An 18,542-nucleotide genomic window follows, 5' to 3' on the forward strand; every position below is an offset into this window, starting at 1 on the left:
CTTGTGGTTGAGTGACGCCTATGAGCGACGACGCCGTGACCCCTGCGCCTGATGCCCCTGTCTCCGAGACCCAGCAGGAGGCCGACATCGCCGCGTTCTGGGAGGACGTGAAGCATCACGCCCACCTCAGCGCCGCCCCCGGCTACTTCGGCGCCTCGCCGCTGGAGGCGCTGCAGCCGCCGGCCTGGGCCTTCGGGGGCACCCCGGAGCAGTCCAACGAGCTCCTCGAGCTCGTTCTCGAGGGGGTGAAGACCGCGACTGCCTCGGCGATGTGGGACTACGAGGCCGCCGAGGAGCCCATCCCGACCGTCGGCACGCTCGGCATCGTCCTCGACGGCGACGGCCACCCCCGTGCTCTCGTCGTGACGACCGCCGTCGACGTGGTTCCCTTCGAGGAGGTCTCCGAGGAGCACGCCCGGGCCGAGGGCGAGGGCGACGGATCCCTGGAGCACTGGCGCGAGGTCCACGAGCGCTTCTTCACCGAGGAGGCCGGTCACGACCGCGGCTTCGCCCAGGACATGCCCGTCGTCCTCGAGCGCTTCGAGCTCATCTGGCCGAAGCCGGAGTGATCCGAGGGGATCGGATGTCGGGGGCATGACACCGACCGAGCTGACCGAGCGGGTCCGAGGGATCTGCCTCGGGTTTCCGGAGAGCGCCGAGCGGGTGACGCACGGCGCGCCCGGGTTCTTCGTGAAGAAGCAGTTCGTGATGCTGTGGCCGCTGGGGCACCACGGGCGCGACGAGCCGCATCTGTGGGCGGCCGCTGCGGCGGGGGTGCAGGCCGAGGTCGTGGGTGATGATCCCGAGCGCTTCTTCGTGCCGCCCTACGTCGGTGGCCGCGGCTGGGTCGGGATGCGGCTCGACGGTGACGTCGACTGGGCCGAGGTCGCCGAGATCTGCGAGGACGCGTATCGGCAGATCGCGCCGCCTCGGCTGCTGAGCGGCCTGGACCGGTAGCGTACGGACATGCCCAACGTCGCCGTCCCGGTCGCTCGGATCCAGCGTTGGGTCGACAACTTCGCCGCCCGCCACGGGGAGACCCGGCTCGCGGTCGACTCCGGTGCGCTGACCGGTGCCGCGGCCGACGGCTCGGCGTTCATCGCGGCGCTGCCGTTCGAGAAGACGTACGCCGGGCCGGCCGAGGTCGAGGCGTTCATCGCCGCCTCGGCGGCCCCGCAGGAGTGGGGTCTGCTGCTGGTGCGCAAGGGCGGGTTCGCGATCGCGCGGATGAGCGGCGGCGAGATCGCCGAGCACAAGATCGGACGGCGCCACGTGCAGGGCAAGACCAAGGCGGGTGGCTGGAGCCAGCAGCGTTTCGCCCGGCGCCGGGCCAACCAGGCCAGCGCTGCCTACGAGGCGGCGGCCGAGCATGCCGCCCGGATCCTGCACGGGCTGCGTGGCCCGCTCGTCACGGGCGGCGACCACGGTGGTGTCGACGACGTGCTCGAGGACCGCCGGCTTCAACCGCTCACCGTGACCGGACCGTGGCTGCCCGTGCACGACCCCAACCGTGCGGTGCTGGATCAGGCGATCGAGGACGCCCAGAAGGTGCGGATCGAGGTCCTCAACGCCGACGCCTGACGCCTCGGCGTCAGGGGAGCTGCCAGACTCCCGGCGATCCCTTGACCATCAGGCCGTCGCTCAGGAGCGTCTGGCGGGCGCGTCGCGCCGCGTAGCGCCAGCGGAGCTCGCCTTCCGGGGTGGTCTCGAAGTCGCCGGGCAGCAGGCTGTCGGCCAGCTGGCTCTCGAGCGCGTCGAGGACGTCGTCGGCGGACATCGAGCCGCCGGCGGTCTCGAGGATCTCGAGGATGAGCGGCGCGAACGCGGCCGGCGGGGTCCACTTGCGGGGAGCGGACTTGGTGACGACCTTCGGGGCGGCGGCCGTCGCGCTCGTCGAGGTCTTGCGCACACGGGTCGTCGGCTTCTTCACCGGAGCCGGAGCGGGCGGGGCCGGGGGCCGCCCATGGATGCACTGTGACAGCGGCAGGTCGCACAGCTCGCAGTAGTCGGTCTCGGACATCGGCTCAACCATATCGGCCCCAGGACCAAACTCAGCATCCCGTCATCGCATCGCGGCGGTGAGTGCCGCTGCGACCTGCGAGGATGCGCTACTTTGGCAAGCATGTGGCAGCCCGACCCCGGGTGGCTCGTCCTTCCCGGCGGCACCGGACCCTCCACGCTGGGGGTCTGGCGCACCGCCGTGGGCGAGGAACAGGAGCCGGTCGTGGTCAAGCGGCTCGGGCAGCCGGGGCCGTACGATCCGGGCGAGCTCAGCCGCCGGCGACACTTCGCCTACTGGCGGCGGGCGGCCGACGTCGCGACCTCGGGGCTCGTCGACGACACCCCTGGCATGATCGCCGCGCGCACGAGCGTCGTCGAGGACGAGGAGGGCATCACCCTGACCACCGAGTGGGTCGAGGACGCCGCCAACTCCGGCCTCTTCGCGGCCCTCTCGATGGGCCGCTTCGCCGGCGCGGACCTCGGCGAGGTGCGCTGGCTGGCGCGTGACCAGTTCCGTGACCGGATGGCCCGGGTGGAGTACAACGGCGGCTGGCCCACCATGATGCGGACGACCGCCGCGGACATCGCCCACACCCTCTGGCAGCGGCGCGGCCGCTTCACCGATCTCCTCGACGAGCTTCCCCAGGTCGCCCAGCACGGCGACCCCGCGCCGCAGAACCTGCTCGGCCGCACCGAGGACGGCGAGCGGCTGGTCGCGATCGACTGGTCGAGCCTCGGCCACGGCCCCGTCGGCGGGGACCTCGGCCTCCATCTGCTCTACGCCCGGGAGTCGTTCGACCCGCTGCTGGAGGCGTACGTCCTGGGGCTGCCGCCCGGCATCGCGACCCGCGAGGAGGCGACCCTCGGCGCGCAGATCAGCGCGGTCTACACCGCGCTCAGCCGCGCGGAGTGGGCACTGAGCCGGGTCACGCCGGGGGAGGGCCCGCTGCTCGCGAAGTTCCGCCATCCCGCGGTCGCGCCCCACCTGCGGACCCTGCAGAAGCAGGCACCGCTGGTGGAGGCGCTGCTCGAGATGTGACGCATCTGCTCGACCAGCAGGGGCCTACGGGTTGTCGAGGTCCCGCGCCTTGAAGGTGTCGCAGCCGGCGATCGAGTCGGGGGTGGTCAGGCCCTTCCGGAACCAGGCGATCCGCTGCTCGGAGGAGCCGTGGGTGTACTGGGAGGTGTCCACGCGGCCGGTCGTACGGGACTGGATGTGGTCGTCGCCGACGGTCTTGGCGGCGGTGATGCCCTCGGTGATGTCCTGGTCGGTGATGTCCTCGACGAACCCGTCGCCCTCGGCGGCGGCGGTCCACATGCCGGCGTAGCAGTCGGCCTGCAGCTCCAGGCGTACGGCGTCGGACTCGGGGCCCTGCTGGGTGCGCACCTGGCCCATGGTGCCGAGCAGGTTCTGGATGTGGTGGCCGTACTCGTGGGCGAGCACGTAGGCGCGTACGAAGGTGGTGTCCTGCCCGCCGAGCTGCTCGAAGATCGAGTCGAAGAAGGTCGGGTCGAGGTAGATGGTCTCGTCGGCCGGGCAGTAGAACGGCCCGACGGCGCTGGACGCGGCGCCGCAGCCCCCGGTCTGGACCTGGTCGGCGAAGATCACCACGGACTGCTCGGGCCGGAACCGGCCGGAGAGGTCGCGCTGGGAGTCCCAGTAGCCCGTCATCGAGTTCTCCAGCGCTACGAAGGCGCAGTTCTCGTCGGTGTTGGCGTCCTCGCCGGTCTGGCACGACCCGAAGTCGCCGGTGTCGCCGCCCTCGGCCGCCTCGATGCCGCCGAAGGTGCCGGTGCCGACCGACGTGGAGCCGCCGCCGTCGCCGAGGACCTGCGGGCCGACGCCGGTGCACTGAGTGATGAGGAAGAAGATCAGCAGCACGATGACGGTGCCGATGCCACCGCCCGCCTTGCCGCCGGGGATCGGGATCCGGGCACCGCTCCCACCACCGAACCCGCCACCGCCACCTCCGCCGGAGGTCCGGCTGGTGTCGAGTCTGGCCTTCGGGTTGAACCGCATCTTGTCCCCCTGGAGGTGGTGATGTGTGAGGCCGAGTGCCCCGCCCATACACTAGTGACGGAGATGATCACTGCCCATGACCTAGAAGTCCGCGTCGGCGCCAGACTTTTGATGGAGAACGTCACTTTCCGAGTCGGACCCGGCGACAAGGTCGGGCTCGTAGGCCGTAACGGCGCGGGGAAGACGACTCTGACGAAGGTGCTCGCCGGCGACCACCTGCCCGCCTCCGGAACGGTGTCCAACACCGGTGAGATCGGCTATCTGCCCCAGGACCCGCGGGTCGGTGATCCCGAGGTGATCGCCAAGGACCGGATCCTGTCCGCGCGCGGGCTCGACGATGCCGTACGCCGCATGCGGATCGCGGAGGAGGAGATGGGCTCCGAGGACCCGAACGTGCGCGAGAAGGCGATGAAGCGCTACCAGCGCGCCCACGACGAGCTCGACGCCGGCGGCGGCTACGCGGCCGAGACCGAGGCTCTCCAGATCGCCCAGTCGCTCGGCATCCCCGACCGGATCATGACCCAGCCGCTCAAGACGCTCTCCGGTGGTCAGCGACGCCGGGTGGAGCTGGCGCGGATCCTGTTCTCCTCGGCGGAGGTGCTGATCCTCGACGAGCCGACCAACCACCTCGACGCCGACTCGATCATCTGGCTGCGCGACTGGATGAAGTCCTACAAGGGCGGCTTCATCGTGATCTCCCACGACAACGACCTGCTCGCTCAGACGGTCAACAAGGTCTTCCACCTCGACGGCAACCGCGAGGTGATCGACATCTACAACATGCCGTGGAAGCAGTACCTGACCCAGCGCGAGACCGACGAGGCCCGCCGCAAGCGCGAGCTGATGAACGCGCAGAACAAGGCCAAGACGCTCACCGACCAGGCCAACAAGATGCGCGCCAAGGCCACCAAGGCGACCGCCGCGCAGAGCATGCTCAAGCGTGCCGAGAAGATCATGGCGGGTGTCGAGGGCGAGCGGCAGCAGGAGAAGGTCGCCGCGATCAAGTTCCCCTCGCCCGCGCCCTCCGGCAAGACTCCGCTGACCGCCCACGACCTCTCGAAGTCGTACGGCGGCCTGGAGGTCTTCACCGCGGTCGACCTGGCCATCGACAAGGGGACCCGCGTGGTCATCCTCGGCCTCAACGGCGCCGGGAAGACGACGATGCTGCGCATCCTGGCCGGCGTCGACGCCTCCGACACCGGCGAGGTCGTGCCGGGGCACGGGCTCAAGATCGGCTACTACGCCCAGGAGCACGAGACCCTCGACACCAAGCGGTCGGTGCTGGAGAACATGCAGTCCTCGGCGCCGCAGCTGACCGACACCGAGGCCCGCACCGTGCTGGGCGCGTTCCTCTTCTCCGGCGACGACGTGCACAAGCCCGCCGGGGTGCTCTCCGGTGGCGAGAAGACCCGGCTGGCGCTGGCCTCCCTGGTCGTCTCCAAGGCCAACGTGCTCCTGCTCGACGAGCCCACCAACAACCTCGACCCGGCCTCCCGCGAGGAGGTGCTCAACGCGATCCGCCGCTACGAGGGCGCGATCGTGCTCGTCACCCACGACGAGGGCGCCGTGCACGCGCTGGAGCCCGACAAGGTGCTCATCCTCCCCGACGGCGTCGAGGACCTGTGGAACGAGGAGTACGCCGACCTGGTCTCGCTCGCCTGACCTGCTGGCGGCGATCAGGTGAGGGTGCGGACGAACGTCACCGGCATCGAGGTCGGGTAGCGGTAGGAGAGCGAGTCGGTGTTGCGCTCGACCCGGTCGGCCGGCACCGCGAGGGAGACCTCGGGGAGGCGCTCCAGGACGGTGCGTACGGCCGCCTGGACGATGATCGTGCCCGGTCGCTGGGCGGGGCAGGAGTGGGGGCCGGCGCTCCACGACATGTGGGCGCGGTTGCCGATCTCCAGCCACGGGTCGCCGCCGGTCATCAGCGGGTCGACGTTGGCGGCCGCGATGCACGGCACCACGGCGTCCCCCTTGCGGATCAGCTGACCGCCGAGCTCGACGTCGCGCAGCGCGAACCGCGGGGTGATGTTGTAGCACGGCGGGTCGCGCCACATGACCTCCTCGATCGCCTGGTCGACGTCGAGGCGGCCACCGCGCAGCCGGCCGGCGAAGCGCTCGTCGGAGAGCATCAGCAGGAGGGTCTGGGTGATGGTCGCGATGGTCAGCTCGTTGCCGGCGATGATCATCACGATCATCGCCTCCATGACCTCGTTGTCGTCCCACAGGCCGGGGTCGTCGATCAGGTGCGAGGTGAGGTCGTCCTGGGGGTCCCTGCGGCGTTTGGCGATGTGGTCGACGATCTCCACGGCCAGCTCGATGACCCCTTCCTGGGCGAGCTGGCCGCCACCGAGGACCTTGTGGGCGGCCTTGCGCATCGAGTCGCCGACCTCGTGGCCCATGCCGAACATCGCGGCGACCGACAGCAGCGGGATCAGGACGGCGTAGTCCTGCACCAGATCGGCCTCGCCGCGCTCGAGCATGTCGTCGACGAGGCCGTTGCAGATGCTGCGTACCTGTGCGGCGTAGCCGTGCTCGTCGACCCGGGAGAGGGCCCGGTCGACCGGCGAGCGCAGCCGCCGGCGCAGCTCGCCGTCGTTGTGGAAGGAGTTCTGCCGGGTGGTGACGAAGGGGTAGATCGGCATGTCCGGCAGGATCCTGCCCTCCTGCACCGCGCTCCAGTTGTCGCCGTTGCGGGAGAAGACCTCCTCGTTGCGGATGACCTCGCTGAACTCGGCATAGCCCATCGCGAACCAGAGACGTACGCCGGGGGAGAGCTCGCCGGGGGCGACCGGGCCCCACTCGGCCCGGAGCCGTTCGTGCACCTCCCGCGCGTTCGGGCCGACGGTGTCGGGTGCCTGGACGAGGTCGGTGAGATCGGCCAGACGTACGGTGCGGGTGGGAGTCATCGCGAGGAGTGCCTGTCGGTCGTGGATCGGGGGTCAGGGCGTCTTGAGGGCGTGGCGCACGAGCGCGGCGAGCGCTCGGGCGCAGGCGTTGCGGTTCTTGGCGTTGCACATCACGATCGGGGTCTCGTCATCGAGGTCGAGCGCCGTGCGGATCTGGTCGGGCTCGTAGTTCGGCGCGCCGGGGAACTGGTTGATCGCGACGACGAACGGCAGTGACGTACGCGTCTCGAGCTGGTCCAGCACCTCGAAGGAGTCTTCGAGGCGGCGGGTGTCGACGAGCACCAGGGCACCGGCGGCGCCCTCGGCGAGGCCGGACCACAGGTCCCAGAAGCGGCGCTGCCCGGGGGTGCCGAACAGGTAGAGCGCGATCTCCTCGGTCAGGGTGATCCGGCCGAAGTCCATCGCGACCGTGGTCGTCGTCTTCTCCGGGGTCGCTGCGACCTCGTCGATCCCCTCGCTGGCCTGGGTGATCGACTCCTCGGTGCGCAGAGGCTCGATCTCGCTCACTGAGCCGATCAGCGTCGTCTTGCCGACTCCGAAGGAGCCGACCACCAAGATCTTGACCGACTCGACGACCGTCGACGGCAGATAGCGGTTGTCGTCAGAGGTGGTTGAGAGCATGCAGGACCTTCTGGAGGGTTTCGCGGGAGGGGCCGGTGGCGGTGTCGCTGTCGGGGCGTACGCCGATCAGGCCGGCGTCGATCATGTCCGAGGCGATCACCGCCAAGACGCTGACCGGCTGGCCGAGATGGACGGCCATCTCGGCCATGGAGATCACGCCGAGGCACTGGGAGAGGACCTCGCGCTCCTGGCGGCCCACCGCCGCGGGCGCGGCCGACGGGCTGGTGTGGCCGACCAGGAGCGTCGCCGGTGTCAGCCGGTGGGTCGGGCGGGCGCGACCACCCGTCCGTACGTAGGACCGGATCGGGTGGTCGACGTAGTCGTCGTCGCGGGCGTCGGGCATCGTCTCGGTTCGGCTCGGTTCGGCTCTCGGCTCAGATCGAGCGTCTCGGGGTGCTCATCGCGCGCTCCCCGAGCATCAGGACGGTCGCCTGCATCTGCTGGGCGACCAGCGCCGGGTCGATGCTCATCTCGGTGACCACCGCGAGGCGGGAGCCGTCGCCGGCGCCACGGATGAACAGGAAGCCGCCGTTGAACTCGACCATCACCTGGCGTGGGTGGGCATCGGCGCCGAACTGGCGGCTGATCCCGTGGCCGAGCGAGGTCAGGCCGGCGCAGGCCGCGGCCAGCTTGTCGGCCTCCTCGCGCGCGGTGTGGCTCGTGCGGACCCGGACGAGCCCGTCGGCGGAGAGGACCACGACATGACGTACGCCGCGTACTCCCGCGACCAGCTCCAGCATCCAGCTGTTCTCATCGGTCATGGTTCCTCCAGTGGTTCTCGGATGCGGAATCGGTCTCCGCGGTGATGCGGTCGCTCTGGTGTGGGATCGGCGTGCCGGAAGCAGGGGTGGGGGTGGCCGGGGTGCTGAGGAAGCTGCTCATCCAGGCGCCGGCCTGCTCCGCGGTCGGCTCCGGCGGCGCCTCCTGGTGCGCGGCGGGCTGCTGCCCGGTGAGCAGGCGCTGGCCGCGCTTCGAGCGCCGCTGCGGCAGGCCGTCGGAGGTGAACAGCGACGGCGCGTGCTGCTCGTGCTGCTTGTGCTGCTCGTGGTCGGGGAGGGGATCGGGTGCCTTCGCGGTGCTGTGGACCGGCCAGGCAGGGGTCGTCGAGGCGGGCGGCGCCTTCGGCGCGTTGGCCAGGAGGGAGGCGGGAATGGGGGTCGAGACCGGCGTACGTGGGGCGACCTGCTCGGGGATGGTCGGGTCCAGCGGGGTGGTCATCGCCTCGGGGACCAGCACGGCGACCCGCAGGCCGCCGTGGACGGACTCGGTCAGATCGACGCGGAACCCGTGGCGGCGTACGTAGGTCCCGACCACCGCCAGGCCGGTCTGGGGGATCTCGCCGAGGTCGTGCAGGCGCACCTGCCGGGTGCCCGAGGCGATCTCACGCATCCAGGCCAGGTTGGTCTCGTCCATGCCCACGCCGGCGTCGTCGATCTCGAGGGACGCCCCGCGGCGTACGGAACGGATCGTGGCCAGCACCTCCGTCGCCGGCGGCGAGGACTGGGTCGCGTTGGCGAGGAGCTCGGCGACGAGGTGGATCAGCGGCTCGACGTACGCACCCTGGACCGCGACCGGCGGGTCGCCCTCCACCCGGACCCGGCGGTAGGCGGTGATCCGTCCTGCGGCGCCGCGGACGACGTCCGCGATCGCCAGCGGGTCGCGCCAGTGCTGCCCGGGCTGCTCCCCGCACAGCGTGGCGATGCTCTGTGCCAGCCGCGCCTGCTGCGCCGCCGCATGGTCGACCCGCATCCCCGCCTCGAGCACGTCCGGCTCGGCCGGGAACTTGGCCACCATCCGCGTCGACTCCTCCTGGATCCGGTGCGCCGAGGCCTGCACCTTGCGAGACAGCGACAGCACCGCCACCCGCATCCCGGCATCCCCGCCTCGCGCATTCGACTCGGCCGAGGCGTCAGGCCCGTCGGCCGAGGCGTCACCCCGGTCGGCCGAGGCGTCACCCCGGTCGGCCGAAGCGTCGGCTGCGTCGGGCGAAGCGTCAGGTACGTCGGGCGAGGCGTCAGGTACGTCGTGCGAGACGTTGCTCCCGTCGGTCGAGACGTCATCCGATGCCATCTCGACCGACGTACGTGACGCTTCGGCCTGCGCGCCTGACGCTTCGGCCGACGCACGTGACGCCTCGGCCAGCGGGGCTGACGCCTCGGCGGGGGCGTGCTCGTAGGCCATGGCGGTGAGCCACAGGGTGAGCGCGACGACGGGTACGCCGGCGAGGATCCACGGCCAGAACCACTGGTCACCCGAGGCGGTGACGAAGATGACGGGGGAGAGCGCGACGAAGAGGAGGATCGCGGTACTGCAGAACCATGGGCCGGCTCGGTGGAGTCGGTCCAGGAGTGGTCGGGTCATGTCGGGGCACCTGGGGTGGGGGTGAGCAGTCAGGGCATGGACCCGCGGGTTCAGGGCAGTCTGGATGAATCCTGATCCAGCCCCCGGAGACCGGCGCACACACGCGCTCCACTTCATACCACCAACAGAGCGCTTGGTCACCTACTCGAGGTGATTTTGACCATATTTCGACGAAGCGTCCCGGTGAGGCCGGACGCGACCGGGCGACTAAGGTGTCGGAGTGTCACAAATGGGTCCAGGCTTCGGTGCGAGCGGCGGGGCGATGGGCGGCGGCGGAATCATGCGCAACCTGCGTGCCGACCGGACGGTCCTCCAGCGCGGACTGCCGAAGGGCACCCTGAAGCGCGTCATCTCCTACGCCAGGCCCCACCGGACCCTGATCAGCGCGTTCCTGGTGTTCACGGTCTTCGACGCCGCGCTCGTCGTGGTGACCCCGCTGCTGACCCAGCGGCTCATCGACGACGGTGTGCTCGAGCAGAACGTCTCGCTGGTGGTCTGGCTGGCGCTGGCGATGGCGTTGGTGGCCGTGGTCGACATGGGGTTCGGGATCGTCTCGGGCTGGCTCTCGACCCGCATCGGCGAGGGACTCATCTTCGACCTGCGCACCCAGGTCTTCGGCCACGTCCAACGGCAGTCGCTGGCGTTCTTCACCCGGGCGCAGACCGGTGCGCTGGTCAGCCGCCTGAACACCGACGTGCTCGGCGCGCAGCGGGCCTTCACCTCGACCCTGTCCAACAGCGTCTCCAACCTGATCTCCCTGGTCGTGGTCGGCGCGGCGATGCTGGTGCTGTCGTGGCAGGTGACGCTGATGTGCGTCGCGCTGTTCCCGATCCTGTTCCTCACCTCGCGCTGGGTCGGTCGCCGCCTGGCCGGCCTGACCCGCGAGCAGATGGACGGCAACGCGGCGCTGGCGACCACGATGACCGAGCGGTTCAACGTCGGCGGGGCGCTCCTGCTCAAGCTCTTCGGCCGCCGCGAGGAGGAGGATGCCGCCTTCGCCCGGCGTGCGGACGTCGTACGCCGCCTGGGGATCCGGATCGCGCTGCTGACCCGCCTGTTCGGGGCGACGATGCAGGTGGTGCCGGCGCTGGCGACCGCGCTGGTCTACGGCGTCGGCGGCTGGATGGTGATCCAGGGCGACGTCACGCTCGGCACCCTGACCGCGCTCGGTCTGCTGCTGGTGAGGCTGCTGGGGCCGCTGCAGGCGCTCTCCAACGTACGCATCGACGTGATGACCGCGCTGGTCAGCTTCGACCGCGTCTTCGAGGTCCTCGACCTGCCGTCGCTGATCGAGGAGAAGCCGGACGCGGTCGAGGTGCCGCGCGACGCGGCGTCGGTGCGGTTCCGCCACGTCGCCTTCACCTACCCGCGTGCCGACGAGGTCTCGCTCGCCTCCCTGGAGGCGATCGCGCGCCCGGAGAGCCGGGAGGTGCGCGAGGTGCTGTCCGACATCGACTTCGCGGCCGAGCCGGGGGAGATGGTCGCCCTGGTCGGACCCTCCGGTGCCGGGAAGTCGACGATCACCCACCTGATCGCACGGCTCTACGACGTACGCTCCGGGTCGGTCGAGGTCGGCGGCCTCGACGTGCGTGAGGTGACCCTGGAGTCGCTCGAGGCCGCGGTCGGCTACGTGACCCAGGACGCCCACATGTTCCACGACACGGTGCGCGGCAACCTGCTCTACGCCCGCCCGGGCGCGTCCGACGAGGAGATCTGGGCCGCCCTGGAGGCAGCCCAGGTCGCCGGCGTCATCAAGGGCCTCCCGGACGGTCTCGACACCGTCGTCGGTGACCGCGGCTACCGCCTCTCCGGCGGTGAGCGCCAGCGGCTCGCGATCGCCCGGCTGCTGCTGAAGGCGCCCCACATCGTGGTGCTCGACGAGGCCACCGCCCACCTCGACTCCGAGTCCGAGGCGGCGGTGCAGACCGCTCTGGACGCCGCCCTGGAGGGACGTACCTCCATCGTCATCGCCCACCGGCTCTCCACCATCCGCGCCGCCGACCGCATCCTGGTCGTCGAGGCCGGACGGGTCGTCGAGTCGGGCACCCACGAGTCGCTGCTCGCTGCCGGCGGGCTCTACGCGGAGCTCTACGAGACGCAGTTCCGCCGTTAGGCGGTCAGCTCTTCCCGCTGCGCTCCTTCTCGTACGCCGCCTGGTAGGCCGCCTTCACGGCCTGCTTCTGGGCGAGCTTCGCGGCCTTCTTGCGGGCGCGCTCGTCGGTCCTCTCGTCATCGGCCGGGGCGTCATCGTCTTGTGCAGGCTCGTCCCGGCTCTGCGTACGCCGCTCGTCGTACATCAGGTAGAAGAACCCGGCGATGGCGAGGATGCCGAAGAACCACCACTGCAGCCCGTAGAAGAAGTGGGGGCCGTTGTCGAGCTCGGGCAGGTCGGCCGGGCGCAGCTGGGTGGCGGGCTCGGGGGACTCGGTGTCGAGGTGCAGCCAGCCGGTCAGCAGCGGCTCGTCGACCACCTTGGCGACCTGGGTCGAGGAGAGCGCGCGGGTGGCGTGGTAGCCGTCGACCTGGGCGACGTCGGTGGAGTCGCCGGTGCCGTCGGCGCGGACCCAGCCCGTGATCGTGACCTCACCCGACGGCGGCGCCGGGAGATCCTCGAACTCGTCCTGAGACTCGGTCTGCAGCCAGCCGCGGTCGACGAGCACCGCGCTCCCGTCGGCGAGCACCAACGGGACGACGACGTCGACACCCTTCGCGTCGTCGGGGGTGCGGTAGCGCCAGATGATCGTGTCGTCGACCGCGTACGTCCCGGTCGCGGTCACCCGCCGCCACTCGTCGTCCTCGGCGACCTTCGTGCCGGAGGCCAGCACATCGGTGACGGGCACGGGGTCGGCGTGCTCATTGGTACGGACGATCTGGTTGCTGGCCTTGCGGTCCGCGAGCCGGTCGAACTGCCACTCGCCCAGCCACCAGGTCCCGTAGGCCAGGACCAGCACGAACACCGTGAAACCGGCCCAGCGACGGCTGAGCAGGAAACGGAACGAACTCACCGTATGAGACTAACTGGCATGCGGTCCTCACTCACGATCCGGGTCGCGCCTGCCTAGACTGGTGTGATGACGACCTCCCCGACAGATCAGACCGAGCAGAGGCTCGTCGACCGGTTCGGCCGGGTCGCGACCGATCTGCGGGTCTCTCTGACCGATCGTTGCAACCTGCGGTGCACCTACTGCATGCCGGCCGAAGGGCTCGACTGGCTGCCCGGCGACGAGGTGCTCAGCGACGACGAGGTGGTGCGGCTGATCGGCGTCGCCACCGGGCAGCTCGGGGTCCGCGAGGTGCGGTTCACCGGTGGGGAGCCGCTGGTGCGGCGCGGGCTGGTCCCGATCGTCGCGCGCACCCGCGAGGTCGCTCCCGAGGCAGAGCTCTCGATCACCACGAACGCGCTGGGGCTGGCCAAGACGGCCGGCGCCCTCGCCGAGGCCGGCCTCGACCGGGTCAACGTCTCGCTGGACTCCATCCGGCCCGAGACCTTCGCGCAGATCACCCGCCGCGACCGGCTGGCCGACGTGGTCGCCGGGCTGGAGGCCGCGGCCGACGCCGGTCTGGGCCCGATCAAGATCAACGCCGTCCTGCTGCGCGGGGTCAACGACGACCAGGCCGCCGAGCTGCTCGGCTGGTCGGTGGAGCGCGGCTACGAGCTGCGGTTCATCGAGCAGATGCCTCTCGACGCCCAGCACGGCTGGTCGCGCGAGAAGATGGTGACCGCCGACGAGACCCTCGCGGCGCTCTCGGCGGCCTTCGACCTGACGCCTGCCGAAGAGCCCCGCGGCAGCGCCCCTGCCGAGCTCTTCCACGTCGACGGCGGTCCGGCCAAGGTCGGCATCATCGCCTCCGTCACGCGGCCCTTCTGCGGCGACTGCGACCGGGTGCGCCTCACCGCCGACGGGCAGGTGCGCGACTGCCTGTTCGCGCGCTCCGAGTCGGATCTGCGTACGCCACTTCGTGCCGGCGCCTCCGACGCCGATCTCGCCGCGCGCTGGGTCACCGCCATGGCCGGCAAGCGCGCCGGTCACGGCATCGACGACCTCGGCTTCCTCCAGCCCGACCGTCCGATGTCCGCCATCGGCGGCTGACCGGCCGAGGCGTCACCCGCGTCGGCCGAAGCGTCACCTGCGTCGGTCGAGGCGTCACCGGGATGCCCTCTCGGCCGTCCGGAGTGACGCCTCGGCCGACGTACCTGACGCCTCGGCAGGGTCAGGAGCCGACGCGGTCGAGAGCGTCGAGGACGAGGTCCCAGTAGGCCTCGACGTCGAGGGTGATCGCGACCTGGGCGTTGGGTGGCTCCTCGAGGCGGCCATGCAGGTCGACGACCGTGGCGCCGCGGGTCCAGCGGCCCTCGGTCTCGGCGGCCACGAACGACTTGTGCCAGGTGATCAGTCCGGGGTCGATGAGGGCCGCGATGGTGCACGGGTCGTGGACCGGGGGAGCGGCGAAGTCGAAGACGTCGGAGTAGGTGCCGCCGAAGAAGCCCATCAGGTCGGCGCACGCCCGGCCGACCGGATGATCCATCGCCCGCATCCGCGCGACGACGTCGGGAGTGGCCAGGGCCTGGTGGGAGAGGTTGAGCCCGACCATCCGGATCGGGAGGCCGCTGCCGAGGACGAGGTCGAGCGCCTCCGGATCGGCGTAGGCGTTGAACTCCGCGGCCGGCGTGGTGTTGCCACGCTCGATCGAGCCGCCCATGAAGACGATCTCGGCGATCTTCGGACCGACCTCGGGATGGTCGCGCAGCAGCAGTGCGACGTTGGTGATCGGTCCGGTGGCGACGACGGTGACGGGGTCGGGGGCGTCCAGGAGCGACGTACGCAGGAACTCGACCGCCCCCGCCGAGACCGGTGCCGCGAGCGGCTCGGGGAGGTCGGGCCCGTCGATCCCGGTGGCGCCGTGGATGAAGTCGCCGATGTGCGCCTCGCCGGCCAGCGGCCCGGCGGCTCCCGCGGCGACCGGGACATCGGGCCGCCGCGCCAGCGCGAGGATCCGCTGGGCGTTGTAGGTCGCCTTCTCCACCGGGCAGTTTCCGAACGTGGTGGTGATGGCGAGCAGGTCGATGCGCGGGCTGCCCAGGGCCAGCAGGATCGCGATGGCGTCGTCGTGGCCGGGGTCGCAGTCGAGGAGCACGGGGATCGGGTTCATCGCACGGCCTCCGGGTGAACAGCTAGTGAGGGACGACGTCCTTGAGGAAACCGCGCGCGCCCAGGAAGTCGCTGAGCGACTGCTTGTGCGCCTCGCACGCGAGCCAGATCTTACGCCGATCGGCGGTGTGGATCTTCGGATTGTTCCACTGCAGCTCCCACGAACCGGAGTCCTGGCAGCCCTTGGCCGAGCACAGGTCCGAGTCGAGCGCGCCCATCAGAGCTCGCCCTTCTCATGGAGCTGCTGCTCACGTCCGCTCTCGAGCTGGCGCGGGCCGTAGGGGGAGTCGATCAGGTTCATCTCGTCGCTCTTGGTGTTGGTCGCGTTGGCCATCACGACCGCGACGTAGGGCAGGATCAGGGCTGCTGCGATCAGGATCGGCCACAGCCAGCCGATGCCGGCCAGACCGGCGATCACGGCACCGATGAAGCACAGCGAGCGGATCGACATCGAGATGGCGTAGCGCTTCTGACGGATCGCGATGTCCTCGGCGCGGCTGCGCCCCGCCGTCGTGATCCTGATCGGTTGCGCCTTGGACATACTGCCAGTCTAGGTCGTGGTCGATGGCACCCGGTCAATGGTGTGGTCCCAACAGGGGCGCTCCGAGGGGCTTTGGAGGGTTCTCACAAGCAAATCCAAGGCATTGGTCGTACGCCGAAGTAATCGCTACCGTCGCGCCTGTGACTGACAGTGAAGACCCCACAACGCAGAGTCCATCGCGGGCACCCCGCTCGGTGCTCGTCACCGGCGGCAGCCGAGGCATCGGCCGGGCGATCGCGGAAGCCTTCGTGGCCAACGGTGACAAGGTCGCCGTGACTTCCCGCAAGGGCGGGGCCCCGGAGGGGGCTCTGGACCTGGTGTGCGACATCACCGACCCGGCCGCCGTCGAGGAGGCGTACGCCGCCGCGGAGGCCGCCCACGGACCCGTCGAGGTCCTCGTCGCCAATGCCGGGATCACGAAGGACACCCTCGTGCTCCGGATGTCGGAGGACGACTTCGCCTCCGTGATCGACACCAACCTGACCGCGTCCTTCCGGCTCGCCAAGCGCGCCTCGAAGGGGATGCTGCGGCTGCGCCGTGGGCGGATCATCTTCATCTCCTCGGTCGTGGGCCTGATGGGCAACCCGGGCCAGGTCAACTACGCGGCGTCCAAGGCCGGGCTGGTCGGGATGGCTCGCTCGCTCGCGCGCGAGCTGGGCTCGCGGGGGATCACCGCCAACGTGGTCGCTCCGGGGTTCGTGGAGACCGAGATGACCGCTGTGCTCACCGATGAGCAGCAGAAGGCGATCACGGAGCGGGTGCCGTTGGGGCGCTACGCGTCACCGGACGAGGTGGCCTCGGCCGTGACGTGGTTGGCAGATGCGGGTTATGTGACCGGGGCCGTCATCCCGGTCGACGGCGGACTTGGAATGGGGCACTGATCATGGGTTTGTTGGACGGCAAGACTGTTCTCGTCGCGGGAGTCACGATGGACTCCTCGATCGGCTTCGCGGTGGCCAAGGTGGCCCAGGAGCAGGGCGCCCGCGTCCTGATCTCCAACTTCGGGCGCGCACTGTCGATCACCAAGCGGATCGCGAAGCGGCTCCCCGAGGAGCCGCCGGTGCTCGACCTCGACGTGACCAACCAGGAGCACCTCGACGGCCTCGCCGACGCGCTCCGGGCCGAGGGTGTCGAGCGGCTCGACGGGGTCGTGCACTCGATCGCGTACGGCAACCCCGAGACGCTCCTCGGTGGCAAGTTCCTCGACGGCCCCTGGGACGACGTCTCCCAGGCGGTCCAGGTCAGCGCCTACTCGCTGAAGTCGCTCGCGATGGCGACCCGGCCGCTCCTGGCTCCCGGCTCCTCGATCGTGGGCCTGACCTTCGACGCGACGATCGCCTGGCCGGCGTACGACTGGATGGGTGTCGCCAAGGCAGCCCTCGAGTCGACCTCGCGCTACCTCGCCCGCGACCTCGGTCCTGACGGGATCCGCTGCAACCTCGTCTCCGCGGGTCCGCTCAAGACGCTCGCCGCGAAGGCGATCCCGGGCTTCGAGGAGCTCGACGAGGGCTGGGGCAGCCGGGCTCCGCTCGGCTGGGACAACACCGACCAGGGACCCACCGCGAAGGCCGTCTGCGCGCTGATCTCGGACTTCTTCCCGGCGACCACCGGCGAGATCGTCCACGTCGACGGGGGCTATCACGCGCTGGGTGCGTGAGGTCATAGGGTTGCCGCATGCGGACCCTTGTCATCATGCGGCACGCCAAGGCCGAGTCGTCGGCACCCACCGACTACGAGCGTCAGCTGACCGAGCGCGGCCATGCTGACGCGGTGGCCGCGGGGGAGTGGTTGGCCGAGCAGGGCGTGGTCCCGGACTACGCGCTGGTCTCGGCCGCCGACCGCGCCACCCAGACCTGGGAGGACGTCGCGGTAGGGGCGTCGTGGGACCTGACGCTGGCGGAGTACGACCAGGGTCTGTACGCCGCCGGCACCTCCACCGCCCTCGACCTGATCCGCGCGGTCGATGAGGGCCACTCCACGGTCGTGGTGATCGGCCACAACCCCACCGTGTTCTCGCTGGTGCAGCTCCTCGACGACGCGGAGGGCGACGACGAGGCCGGCAACCAGCTCGCCCTGGGCTTCCCCACCGCCGCCGTCGCCGTGCTCACCTACGACGGCGACTGGTCCGAGCTCGACGAGGCCGAGGCCTCCGTCACCGCCTTCCACGTCGCCCGCGCCTGACCGTCGAGACGTCCCCCGCGTCGGCCGAGGCGTCGGGTAGGTCGGCTGAGGCGTCAGCGGCGTCGGTCGAGGCGTCGGGTACGTCGGGCGAGGCGTCGGGTACGTCGGTCGAGACGTCGTGTACGTCGGTCGAGACGTCAGGGGCGTCGGCCGAAGCGTCAGTTGCGTCCGTCGAGGCGTCGCGTAGGTCGGGCGAGGCGTCAGTCCCGTCGGGCGAACAGTCGCGTACGTCGATCGAGGCGTCAGCGGCGTCGGCTGAGACGTCACGTACGTTGCTCGAGAGGTCGCTCGGCTGCCAACTCGGCCGGCGGTAGTGACCTCTCGGCGGGCCGGCGATGCGGAAGCCTGAGCACGAGTTGCCGACTAGGCCGAGAAGTCACTCGCGTCGGCCGAGACGTCAATCGGCTGTCACTCGGCCGACGGAGGTGACGCTTCGCCCGACGTAAGCGACGCCTCGCGGAACCTCAGCGACACCTCGCCGGACATCAGTGACGTTTCGCCCGACGTACCTGACGTTTCGCCCGACGTACCTGACGTTTCGACCGACGTACCTGACGTTTCGACCGACGTACCTGACGTCTCGCCGGACGTACCTGACGTCTCGCCGGACGTACCTGACGTCTCGTCGGACGTACCTGACGTCTCGTCGGACGTACCTGACGTCTCGCCGGACGTACCTGACGTATCGCCCGACGTACCTGACGTCTCGCCCGACCTACCCGACGCCTCGCCCGACGTGGGCGACGGATCGGCAGGTT

21 protein-coding genes are annotated in these 18,542 nt (G+C 70.4%); 10 read left to right on the top strand and 11 right to left on the bottom strand.

Annotation, left to right across the window (positions count from 1 at the left end; all coding sequences use genetic code 11):
- Positions 1 to 20: 20 nt before the first annotated feature.
- From ACZ6WN_RS12670 to ACZ6WN_RS12680, 3 genes are read left to right on the top strand one after another with little or no spacing between them, the layout of a single operon-like run.
- Positions 21 to 569 carry an ASCH domain-containing protein gene (locus ACZ6WN_RS12670; protein WP_465864998.1) on the top strand — a complete coding sequence of 183 codons (549 nt, stop codon included), beginning with the start codon at positions 21 to 23 and terminating at the stop codon, positions 567 to 569.
- Between the two features lie 25 nt (positions 570 to 594).
- Positions 595 to 957 carry an MmcQ/YjbR family DNA-binding protein gene (locus ACZ6WN_RS12675; protein ID WP_465864999.1) on the top strand — a complete coding sequence of 121 codons (363 nt, stop codon included), beginning with the start codon at positions 595 to 597 and terminating at the stop codon, positions 955 to 957.
- A 9-nt stretch (positions 958 to 966) separates the two neighbouring features.
- The gene (locus ACZ6WN_RS12680; protein WP_465865000.1) at positions 967 to 1,581 is read left to right on the top strand and encodes an acVLRF1 family peptidyl-tRNA hydrolase; all 615 of its coding nucleotides are present in this window, start codon (positions 967 to 969) and stop codon (positions 1,579 to 1,581) included.
- 10 nt (positions 1,582 to 1,591) lie between these two features.
- Here ACZ6WN_RS12680 and ACZ6WN_RS12685 read toward each other — a convergent pair whose 3' ends face one another.
- Positions 1,592 to 2,020, bottom strand: coding sequence for a hypothetical protein (locus tag ACZ6WN_RS12685; RefSeq protein WP_465865001.1), 429 nt, complete (start codon positions 2,018 to 2,020; stop codon positions 1,592 to 1,594).
- Between the two features lie 102 nt (positions 2,021 to 2,122).
- On the opposite strand from ACZ6WN_RS12685, the gene ACZ6WN_RS12690 reads away from it, so the two are divergent.
- On the top strand, positions 2,123 to 3,040 hold the full coding sequence (locus tag ACZ6WN_RS12690) for a phosphotransferase (RefSeq protein ID WP_465865002.1): 918 nt from the start codon (positions 2,123 to 2,125) through the stop codon (positions 3,038 to 3,040).
- A gap of 24 nt (positions 3,041 to 3,064) precedes the next feature.
- Here the strand turns inward: ACZ6WN_RS12690 and ypfJ are convergent, their stop codons facing one another.
- A complete protein-coding gene (ypfJ, locus tag ACZ6WN_RS12695; protein WP_465865003.1) occupies positions 3,065 to 4,021 on the bottom strand; it encodes a KPN_02809 family neutral zinc metallopeptidase in 957 nt (318 codons plus the stop codon).
- A 63-nt stretch (positions 4,022 to 4,084) separates the two neighbouring features.
- On the opposite strand from ypfJ, the gene ACZ6WN_RS12700 reads away from it, so the two are divergent.
- A complete protein-coding gene (locus ACZ6WN_RS12700; protein WP_091042352.1) occupies positions 4,085 to 5,683 on the top strand; it encodes an ABC-F family ATP-binding cassette domain-containing protein in 1,599 nt (532 codons plus the stop codon).
- Between the two features lie 14 nt (positions 5,684 to 5,697).
- On the opposite strand, the gene ACZ6WN_RS12705 is transcribed toward ACZ6WN_RS12700, so the two are convergent.
- From ACZ6WN_RS12705 to ACZ6WN_RS12725, 5 genes are read right to left on the bottom strand one after another with little or no spacing between them, the layout of a single operon-like run.
- On the bottom strand, positions 5,698 to 6,930 hold the full coding sequence (locus ACZ6WN_RS12705; protein ID WP_465865004.1) for a cytochrome P450 family protein: 1,233 nt from the start codon (positions 6,928 to 6,930) through the stop codon (positions 5,698 to 5,700).
- Positions 6,931 to 6,963: 33 nt separating this feature from the next.
- The gene (locus ACZ6WN_RS12710; RefSeq protein ID WP_465865005.1) at positions 6,964 to 7,551 is read right to left on the bottom strand and encodes a GTP-binding protein; all 588 of its coding nucleotides are present in this window, start codon (positions 7,549 to 7,551) and stop codon (positions 6,964 to 6,966) included.
- Positions 7,532 to 7,894, bottom strand: a complete 363-nt coding sequence (locus ACZ6WN_RS12715) for a DUF742 domain-containing protein (RefSeq protein WP_465865006.1) — start codon at positions 7,892 to 7,894, stop codon at positions 7,532 to 7,534. The genes ACZ6WN_RS12710 and ACZ6WN_RS12715 overlap by 20 nt, the downstream gene beginning before the upstream one ends.
- A gap of 31 nt (positions 7,895 to 7,925) precedes the next feature.
- Positions 7,926 to 8,312: a roadblock/LC7 domain-containing protein gene (locus tag ACZ6WN_RS12720; protein WP_465865007.1), complete on the bottom strand. Its 387-nt coding sequence runs from the start codon at positions 8,310 to 8,312 to the stop codon at positions 7,926 to 7,928.
- The gene (locus tag ACZ6WN_RS12725) at positions 8,302 to 9,912 is read right to left on the bottom strand and encodes an ATP-binding protein (RefSeq protein ID WP_465865008.1); all 1,611 of its coding nucleotides are present in this window, start codon (positions 9,910 to 9,912) and stop codon (positions 8,302 to 8,304) included. Before ACZ6WN_RS12725 ends, ACZ6WN_RS12720 begins: the two co-directional genes overlap by 11 nt.
- Before the next feature lie 229 nt (positions 9,913 to 10,141).
- Between ACZ6WN_RS12725 and ACZ6WN_RS12730 the strand changes: the two genes are divergently transcribed.
- The gene (locus tag ACZ6WN_RS12730; protein WP_465865009.1) at positions 10,142 to 12,025 is read left to right on the top strand and encodes an ABC transporter ATP-binding protein; all 1,884 of its coding nucleotides are present in this window, start codon (positions 10,142 to 10,144) and stop codon (positions 12,023 to 12,025) included.
- A gap of 4 nt (positions 12,026 to 12,029) precedes the next feature.
- Here ACZ6WN_RS12730 and ACZ6WN_RS12735 read toward each other — a convergent pair whose 3' ends face one another.
- Entirely contained in the window at positions 12,030 to 12,917 is an 888-nt protein-coding gene (locus ACZ6WN_RS12735) for an SURF1 family cytochrome oxidase biogenesis protein (RefSeq protein WP_465865010.1), read from the bottom strand.
- Positions 12,918 to 12,983: 66 nt separating this feature from the next.
- Here ACZ6WN_RS12735 and moaA point away from each other — a divergent pair, with 66 nt between their 5' ends.
- Positions 12,984 to 14,003 carry a GTP 3',8-cyclase MoaA gene (gene moaA / locus ACZ6WN_RS12740; protein WP_465865011.1) on the top strand — a complete coding sequence of 340 codons (1,020 nt, stop codon included), beginning with the start codon at positions 12,984 to 12,986 and terminating at the stop codon, positions 14,001 to 14,003.
- Positions 14,004 to 14,124: 121 nt separating this feature from the next.
- Here moaA and ACZ6WN_RS12745 read toward each other — a convergent pair whose 3' ends face one another.
- From ACZ6WN_RS12745 to ACZ6WN_RS12755, 3 genes are read right to left on the bottom strand one after another with little or no spacing between them, the layout of a single operon-like run.
- On the bottom strand, positions 14,125 to 15,063 hold the full coding sequence (locus ACZ6WN_RS12745) for a nucleoside hydrolase (RefSeq protein ID WP_465865012.1): 939 nt from the start codon (positions 15,061 to 15,063) through the stop codon (positions 14,125 to 14,127).
- A gap of 22 nt (positions 15,064 to 15,085) precedes the next feature.
- On the bottom strand, positions 15,086 to 15,280 hold the full coding sequence (locus tag ACZ6WN_RS12750) for an acetone carboxylase (protein ID WP_465865013.1): 195 nt from the start codon (positions 15,278 to 15,280) through the stop codon (positions 15,086 to 15,088).
- Positions 15,280 to 15,603, bottom strand: coding sequence for a DUF3099 domain-containing protein (locus ACZ6WN_RS12755; RefSeq protein ID WP_465865014.1), 324 nt, complete (start codon positions 15,601 to 15,603; stop codon positions 15,280 to 15,282). Before ACZ6WN_RS12755 ends, ACZ6WN_RS12750 begins: the two co-directional genes overlap by 1 nt.
- Before the next feature lie 140 nt (positions 15,604 to 15,743).
- Here ACZ6WN_RS12755 and fabG point away from each other — a divergent pair, with 140 nt between their 5' ends.
- Genes fabG through ACZ6WN_RS12770 form a run of 3 tightly spaced genes read left to right on the top strand, consistent with a single transcriptional unit; the run spans position 15,744 to position 17,784 of the window.
- A complete protein-coding gene (gene fabG / locus ACZ6WN_RS12760) occupies positions 15,744 to 16,484 on the top strand; it encodes a 3-oxoacyl-ACP reductase FabG (RefSeq protein WP_465865015.1) in 741 nt (246 codons plus the stop codon).
- Positions 16,485 to 16,486: 2 nt separating this feature from the next.
- Complete coding sequence (fabI, locus tag ACZ6WN_RS12765) at positions 16,487 to 17,260, top strand: enoyl-ACP reductase FabI (RefSeq protein WP_465865016.1); 774 nt, start codon at positions 16,487 to 16,489, stop codon at positions 17,258 to 17,260.
- 17 nt (positions 17,261 to 17,277) lie between these two features.
- Complete coding sequence (locus ACZ6WN_RS12770; protein WP_465865017.1) at positions 17,278 to 17,784, top strand: SixA phosphatase family protein; 507 nt, start codon at positions 17,278 to 17,280, stop codon at positions 17,782 to 17,784.
- The last annotated feature ends 758 nt before the right edge of the window (positions 17,785 to 18,542 follow it).

The organism is Nocardioides sp. NPDC054178, assembly GCF_055585005.1.

Coding starts and splice junctions, on each gene's coding strand:
- ACZ6WN_RS12670 (WP_465864998.1), top strand. CDS start 21: ATGAGCGACGACGCCGTGACCCCTGCGCCTGATGCCCCTGTCTCCGAG.
- ACZ6WN_RS12675 (WP_465864999.1), top strand. CDS start 595: ATGACACCGACCGAGCTGACCGAGCGGGTCCGAGGGATCTGCCTCGGG.
- ACZ6WN_RS12680 (WP_465865000.1), top strand. CDS start 967: ATGCCCAACGTCGCCGTCCCGGTCGCTCGGATCCAGCGTTGGGTCGAC.
- ACZ6WN_RS12685 (WP_465865001.1), bottom strand. CDS start 2,020: ATGTCCGAGACCGACTACTGCGAGCTGTGCGACCTGCCGCTGTCACAG.
- ACZ6WN_RS12690 (WP_465865002.1), top strand. CDS start 2,123: ATGTGGCAGCCCGACCCCGGGTGGCTCGTCCTTCCCGGCGGCACCGGA.
- ypfJ (WP_465865003.1), bottom strand. CDS start 4,021: ATGCGGTTCAACCCGAAGGCCAGACTCGACACCAGCCGGACCTCCGGC.
- ACZ6WN_RS12700 (WP_091042352.1), top strand. CDS start 4,085: ATGATCACTGCCCATGACCTAGAAGTCCGCGTCGGCGCCAGACTTTTG.
- ACZ6WN_RS12705 (WP_465865004.1), bottom strand. CDS start 6,930: ATGACTCCCACCCGCACCGTACGTCTGGCCGATCTCACCGACCTCGTC.
- ACZ6WN_RS12710 (WP_465865005.1), bottom strand. CDS start 7,551: ATGCTCTCAACCACCTCTGACGACAACCGCTATCTGCCGTCGACGGTC.
- ACZ6WN_RS12715 (WP_465865006.1), bottom strand. CDS start 7,894: ATGCCCGACGCCCGCGACGACGACTACGTCGACCACCCGATCCGGTCC.
- ACZ6WN_RS12720 (WP_465865007.1), bottom strand. CDS start 8,312: ATGACCGATGAGAACAGCTGGATGCTGGAGCTGGTCGCGGGAGTACGC.
- ACZ6WN_RS12725 (WP_465865008.1), bottom strand. CDS start 9,912: ATGACCCGACCACTCCTGGACCGACTCCACCGAGCCGGCCCATGGTTC.
- ACZ6WN_RS12730 (WP_465865009.1), top strand. CDS start 10,142: ATGGGTCCAGGCTTCGGTGCGAGCGGCGGGGCGATGGGCGGCGGCGGA.
- moaA (WP_465865011.1), top strand. CDS start 12,984: ATGACGACCTCCCCGACAGATCAGACCGAGCAGAGGCTCGTCGACCGG.
- ACZ6WN_RS12745 (WP_465865012.1), bottom strand. CDS start 15,063: ATGAACCCGATCCCCGTGCTCCTCGACTGCGACCCCGGCCACGACGAC.
- ACZ6WN_RS12750 (WP_465865013.1), bottom strand. CDS start 15,280: ATGGGCGCGCTCGACTCGGACCTGTGCTCGGCCAAGGGCTGCCAGGAC.
- ACZ6WN_RS12755 (WP_465865014.1), bottom strand. CDS start 15,603: ATGTCCAAGGCGCAACCGATCAGGATCACGACGGCGGGGCGCAGCCGC.
- fabI (WP_465865016.1), top strand. CDS start 16,487: ATGGGTTTGTTGGACGGCAAGACTGTTCTCGTCGCGGGAGTCACGATG.
- ACZ6WN_RS12770 (WP_465865017.1), top strand. CDS start 17,278: ATGCGGACCCTTGTCATCATGCGGCACGCCAAGGCCGAGTCGTCGGCA.